Below are 6,243 nucleotides of genomic sequence, written 5' to 3'. Positions count from 1 at the left end.
GCACGATCACCTCGATGTGCTTGTCGTTGATCTTCACGCCCTGCAGCCGGTAGACCTCCTGCACCTCGTCGATCAGGTAATCGGCCAGCGCCTCGACGCCGAGAATGGCGAGGATGTCATGGGGGGCGGGATTGCCGTCCATGATGTATTCGCCCTTCTGGATGAAGTCGCCTTCCTGAACCGGGATGTGCTTGCCCTTGGGCACCAGATATTCGATCGGCTCGAGCCCCTCGTCGACGGGCTCGATGGTGATGCGGCGCTTGTTCTTGAAATCCTTGCCGAAGCGCACATGCCCCGAAATCTCGGCGATGATCGCGTGGTCCTTGGGACGGCGCGCCTCGAAGAGCTCGGCCACCCGCGGCAGGCCGCCGGTGATGTCCTTGGTCTTCGCGCCCTCGCGCGGGATGCGCGCGATGACGTCGCCGGGGCGGATCTCCTGGCCGTCCTCGACCGAGAGGATCGCATCCACCGACATGGCGTGCACCTCCGGGTTGCCGTTCTCCAGCCGGACGGGCTCGCCGGTGGCCGGATCCATCACGATGATCTCGGGCTTGAGATCGTTGCCCCTGGGGGCGGCGCGCCAGTCGGTGACGATCTTCTGGCTGATGCCGGTGGCATCGTCGGTCTCGTCGCGGACCGAGAAGCCCGCCACGAGGTCGACGAACTTCGCCACGCCCGCCTTCTCGGCGATGATCGGGAGCGTGTAGGGGTCCCACTCGGCGAGCTTGTCGCCGCGCCGGACATCCGCGCCCTCGCGCGCCAGCAGCTTGGAGCCGTGGGTGAGCTTGTGCACCGCCCGGTCGACGCCGTTCTCGTCGACGATGGCGAGTTCCATGTTGCGCGCCATCACGATCAGCTCGCCGTCGGCGTTGCTGATGACGTTGCCGTTGCGCAGGACCAGCTTGCCCTCCTGGCTCGCTTCCAGGAACGACTGGGAGCCGCCCTGGGCGATGCCGCCGATGTGGAAGGTGCGCATGGTCAGCTGCGTGCCGGGCTCGCCGATCGACTGCGCGGCGATGATGCCCACCGCCTCGCCGGGGTTGACCCTCGTGCCGCGAGCGAGGTCGCGCCCGTAGCACTGGGCGCAGATGCCGTCCTCGGCCTCGCAGGTGAGCGGCGAGCGGATCTGCATCTCGAGCACCGCGGCCGCCTCGATCATGTCGGCGTCACGCTCCTCGATCAGGTCGCCGCGCCGGAAGATCACCTCGCCGGTCTTGGGGTCGAGCACGTCCTCCGCCGCCACGCGGCCGAGGATGCGCTCGGCGAGCGAGGCGACGATCTCGCCGTCGGCCACCGCCGCGCGGGCGGTGATGGAGCGCTCGGTGCCGCAATCGTCGATCTTGACGATGCAGTCCTGGGCGACGTCCACCAGCCGGCGGGTCAGATAGCCCGAGTTGGCGGTCTTGAGCGCGGTGTCGGCGAGGCCCTTGCGGGCGCCGTGGGTCGAGTTGAAATACTCGAGCACGGTCAGGCCTTCCTTGAAGTTCGACACGATCGGCGTCTCGATGATCTCGCCGGAGGGCTTGGCCATCAGGCCGCGCATGCCGCCGAGCTGCTTCATCTGGGCGGGCGAGCCGCGGGCGCCGGAATGGGACATCATGTAGACCGAGTTGGGCTCGGTCTCGGCGCCGGTGTCGTCGGTGCGCTGGGCCGAGATCTCGCCCATCATCGCGCCGGCGACCTCGTCGGAGCATTTCGACCAGGCGTCGACGACCTTGTTGTACTTCTCGCCCTGGGTGATGAGCCCGTCCATGTATTGCTGCTCGAATTCCTTCACCTGGTCGCGGGTGCGGTTCACGATGGCCCATTTGGCCTCGGGGATCACCATGTCGTCCTTGCCGAAGGAGATGCCGGCCTTGAAGGCCTCGGTGAAGCCGAGCCCCATGATCTGGTCGCAGAAGATCACCGATTCCTTCTGGCCGCAGTGGCGGTAGACGGTGTCGATGACCTCGCCGACCTCCTTCTTGCGAAGCAGGCGGTTGACGATGTCGAAGGGGGTCTTGAAGTTCTTCGGCAGGAGCGCGCCGAGCTTGAGCCGTCCGGGCGTGGTCTCGAAGCGCCGCATCACCGAATTGCCTTCCTCGTCGATCTGCTCGACGCGGGCGGTGATCCTGGAATGCAGGTTCACAATGCTTGCGTGCAGCGCGTGGTCGACCTCCTCGATCGAGCCGAAGACCATGCCCTCGCCGGGCTGGCCCTCGCGGGCGATCGAGAGGTAGTAGAGCCCGAGGATCATGTCCTGGCTGGGCACGATAATCGGCTTGCCGTTGGCGGGCGAGAGCACGTTGTTCGTCGACATCATCAGCACGCGCGCTTCCAGCTGCGCCTCGAGGCTCAGCGGCACGTGCACGGCCATCTGGTCGCCGTCGAAGTCGGCGTTGAAGGCGGCGCAGACCAGCGGGTGCAGCTGGATCGCCTTGCCCTCGATCAAGACCGGCTCGAAGGCCTGGATGCCGAGGCGGTGCAGGGTCGGCGCGCGGTTGAGAAGCACCGGGTGCTCGCGGATCACCTCGTCGAGGATGTCCCAGACCTCCGGGCGCTCTTTCTCGACCAGCTTCTTCGCCTGTTTGACCGTCGAGCTCAGCCCCTTGGCGTCGAGCCGCGAATAGATGAACGGCTTGAAGAGTTCGAGCGCCATCTTCTTCGGCAGGCCGCACTGGTGCAGTTTTAGCTCCGGGCCGGTCACGATCACCGAGCGGCCGGAGAAGTCGACGCGCTTGCCGAGCAGGTTCTGCCGGAACCGGCCCTGCTTGCCCTTGAGCATGTCCGAGAGCGACTTCAGCGGCCGCTTGTTGGTGCCGGTGATGACCCGGCCGCGGCGGCCGTTGTCGAAGAGCGCGTCGACCGATTCCTGCAGCATCCGCTTCTCGTTGCGGATGATGATGTCGGGCGCCCGCAGCTCAATCAGCCGCTTCAGCCGGTTGTTGCGGTTGATGACGCGACGGTAGAGGTCGTTGAGGTCGGAGGTGGCGAAGCGGCCGCCGTCGAGCGGCACCAGCGGGCGCAGCTCGGGCGGGATCACCGGGACGACGGTCAGCACCATCCATTCGGGGCGGTTGCCGCTCTCGCGGAAGGACTCGACCAGCTTCAGCCGCTTGATGATCTTCTTGGGCTTGAGCTCGCCGGTGGCCTCGGCGAGATCGGCGCGCAGCTGCTCGGCCTCGGCGTCGAGGTCGATGGCGGCGAGCATCTCGCGGATGGCCTCGGCACCGATGCCGGCGCGGAAGGCGTCCTCGCCGAACTGGTCCTGGGCGTCGAGGAATTCCTCCTCGCCGAGCAGCTGGCCGGCCTTGAGGTCGGTCAGGCCCGGCTCGATGACCACATACTGCTCGAAGTAGAGGATGCGCTCGAGGTCGCGCAGGGTCATGTCGAGCATCAGGCCGATGCGGCTCGGCAGCGATTTCAGGAACCAGATATGCGCCACCGGCGAGGCCAGCTCGATATGGCCCATGCGCTCGCGCCGCACCTTCTGCAGCGTCACCTCTACGCCGCATTTCTCGCAGACGACGCCGCGGTACTTCATGCGCTTGTACTTGCCGCAAAGGCACTCGTAGTCCTTGATCGGCCCGAAAATGCGTGCGCAGAAGAGCCCGTCGCGCTCGGGCTTGAAGGTGCGGTAATTGATCGTCTCGGGCTTCTTGATCTCGCCATAGGACCACGAGAGGATCCGCTCGGGGCTGGCGAGCGAGATCTTGATCTCGTCGAAGGCGCGCATCGGGGCGACCGGGGCGAACGGGTTGATGAGTTCCTGGTTCATGTCTCTATCCTCAATCTCGTTTCAGGGGAGGGGGCAGGGATGGCCCGCCCTCACTCCGCTTCCGAGTCCAAGAGCTCGATGTTGAGGCCGAGCGAGCGGATCTCCTTGACGAGGACGTTGAACGATTCCGGCACGCCGGCCTCGAAATTGTCCTCGCCCTTGACGATCGACTCGTAGACCTTGGTCCGGCCGGCGACGTCGTCCGATTTCACGGTGAGCATCTCCTGCAAGGTATAGGCTGCGCCGTAGGCTTCAAGGGCCCAGACCTCCATCTCGCCGAAGCGCTGGCCGCCGAACTGCGCCTTGCCGCCCAGCGGCTGCTGGGTGACGAGCGAGTAGGGGCCGGTGCTCCGCGCGTGGATCTTGTCGTCCACCAGATGGTGCAGCTTGAGCAGGTACTTCACGCCGACCGTGACGGGCCGGGTGAACTGCTCGCCCGAGCGGCCGTCGAAGACGATCGACTGGCCGGAGGTGTCGAAGCCCGCGCGCTGCAGCGCGTCGTTCACGTCCGCCTCCTTGGCGCCGTCGAAGACCGGGGTCGCGATGGGCACGCCCGCGGTGACGTTCTCGGCGGCTTCGAGGAAGACCGGCTCGTCCATCTCGGCGATGACCTCGTTGTAGACCTGCTCGCCGTAGGCGACCTTCATCGCCTCCTTGAGCGGGGTCATGTCGCCGGTGTGGCGGTACTCCTGTAGCCCCTGGTCGATCGCCCGGCCGAGGCCGCGCGCGGCATAGCCCATGTGGGTCTCGAGGATCTGCCCGACGTTCATGCGTGACGGCACGCCGAGCGGGTTCAGGACCAGATCGACCGGGGTGCCGTCGGCGAGGAAGGGCATGTCCTCCTCGGGCACCACCTTGGAGATGACGCCCTTGTTGCCGTGGCGGCCGGCCATCTTGTCGCCGGGCTGCAGCTTGCGCTTTACCGCGATGAAGACCTTGACCATCTTCATCACGCCCGGGGGCAGGTCGTCGCCGCGGCGGACCTTCTCGACCTTGTCCTCGAAGCGCCGCTCCAGCGTCTTCTTCTGCAGCTCGAACTGGGCGTGCAGCGCCTCCTGGGCCTGGGCGTCGGCATCCTCGCCGAGGGCGAGCTGCCACCACTGGCCGCGCGAGAGCGTGCCGAGCAGCTCCTCGGAGATCTCCGAGCCGGCCTTGACGCCCTTCGGACCCTTCACGGCGGTCTTGCCGAGGATCAGGTCCTTGAGACGCGCGTAGATGTTGCGCTCGAGGATGGCGAGCTCGTCGTCGCGGTCGCGGCTTAGGCGCTCGACCTCCTCGCGCTCGATCTGCAGCGCGCGCTCGTCCTTATCCACGCCGTGGCGGTTGAAGACCCGCACCTCGACCACCGTGCCGAAATCGCCCGGCGGCAGCCGGAGCGAAGTGTCGCGCACGTCCGAGGCCTTCTCGCCGAAGATGGCGCGCAGAAGCTTCTCCTCCGGGGTCATCGGGCTCTCGCCCTTGGGCGTGATCTTGCCCACGAGGATGTCGCCGGGGCCCACCTCGGCGCCGATATAGACGATGCCCGCCTCGTCGAGATTGCGCAAAGCCTCCTCGCCGACGTTCGGGATGTCGCGGGTGATCTCCTCCGGCCCGAGCTTGGTGTCGCGGGCCGCGACCTCGAACTCCTCGATGTGGATCGAGGTGAAGACGTCGTCTTTCACGATCCGCTCGGAGATCAGGATCGAGTCCTCGTAGTTGTAGCCGTTCCAGGGCATGAAGGCGACGAGCACGTTCTTGCCCAGCGCCAGCTCGCCCAGGTCGGTCGACGGGCCGTCGGCGATGAACTCGCCGCGCGCCACCGTGTCGCCCACCTTGACCAGCGGGCGCTGGTTGATGCAGGTGTTCTGGTTGGAGCGCTGGAACTTGCGCAGCCGGTAGATGTCGACGCCCGGGTCGCCCGGCGCCACGTCCTCGGTGGCGCGGATCACGATGCGCATGGCATCGACCTGGTCGACGATGCCGGCGCGGCGCGCGGTATGCGCGGCACCTGAATCGCGCGCCACGATCTCCTCGATGCCGGTGCCCACGAAGGGCGCCTCGGCGCGCAGGAGCGGCACCGCCTGGCGCTGCATGTTCGAGCCCATCAGCGCGCGGTTGGCGTCGTCGTTCTCGAGGAACGGGATCAGCGAGGCCGCGACCGAGACGAGCTGCTTGGGGCTCACGTCGATGAGATCCACGTTGCCCGGCGGGTTCAGCATGAAGTCCCCGGCCTTGCGGGTCGAGACGAGGTCGTTCCTGAAGCGACCCTCCTCGTCGAGCTGGGCGTTGGCCTGGGCGACGGTGTGGCGCATTTCCTCGGTGGCGGACATGTAGACGACCTCGTCGGTCACCTGGCTGTCCTTCACGCGGCGGTAGGGGGTCTCGATGAAGCCGTATTTGTTCACTCGCGCGAAGCTGGCGAGCGAGTTGATCAGGCCGATGTTCGGGCCTTCCGGCGTCTCGATCGGGCACATGCGGCCGTAATGGGTCGGGTGCACGTCGCGGAC

General features: G+C 66.7%; 2 protein-coding genes. Both read right to left on the bottom strand.

Annotated elements, in window-relative coordinates; translation table 11 throughout:
- Positions 1 to 3,757 (bottom strand): DNA-directed RNA polymerase subunit beta' (gene rpoC / locus V7050_RS17005; RefSeq protein WP_324410889.1); only part of this gene is annotated, 3,757 nt, incomplete at its 3' end.
- A 50-nt stretch (positions 3,758 to 3,807) separates the two neighbouring features.
- A partial coding sequence (gene rpoB, locus V7050_RS17000) for a DNA-directed RNA polymerase subunit beta (protein WP_324410887.1) occupies positions 3,808 to 6,243 on the bottom strand: 2,436 nt, incomplete at its 5' end.

The sequence above is a fragment of the Amaricoccus sp. genome (assembly GCF_036846665.1).
Taxonomy (GTDB): Bacteria; Pseudomonadota; Alphaproteobacteria; order Rhodobacterales; family Rhodobacteraceae; genus Amaricoccus.
This window is presented reverse-complemented; position numbering and strand designations above follow the sequence as displayed.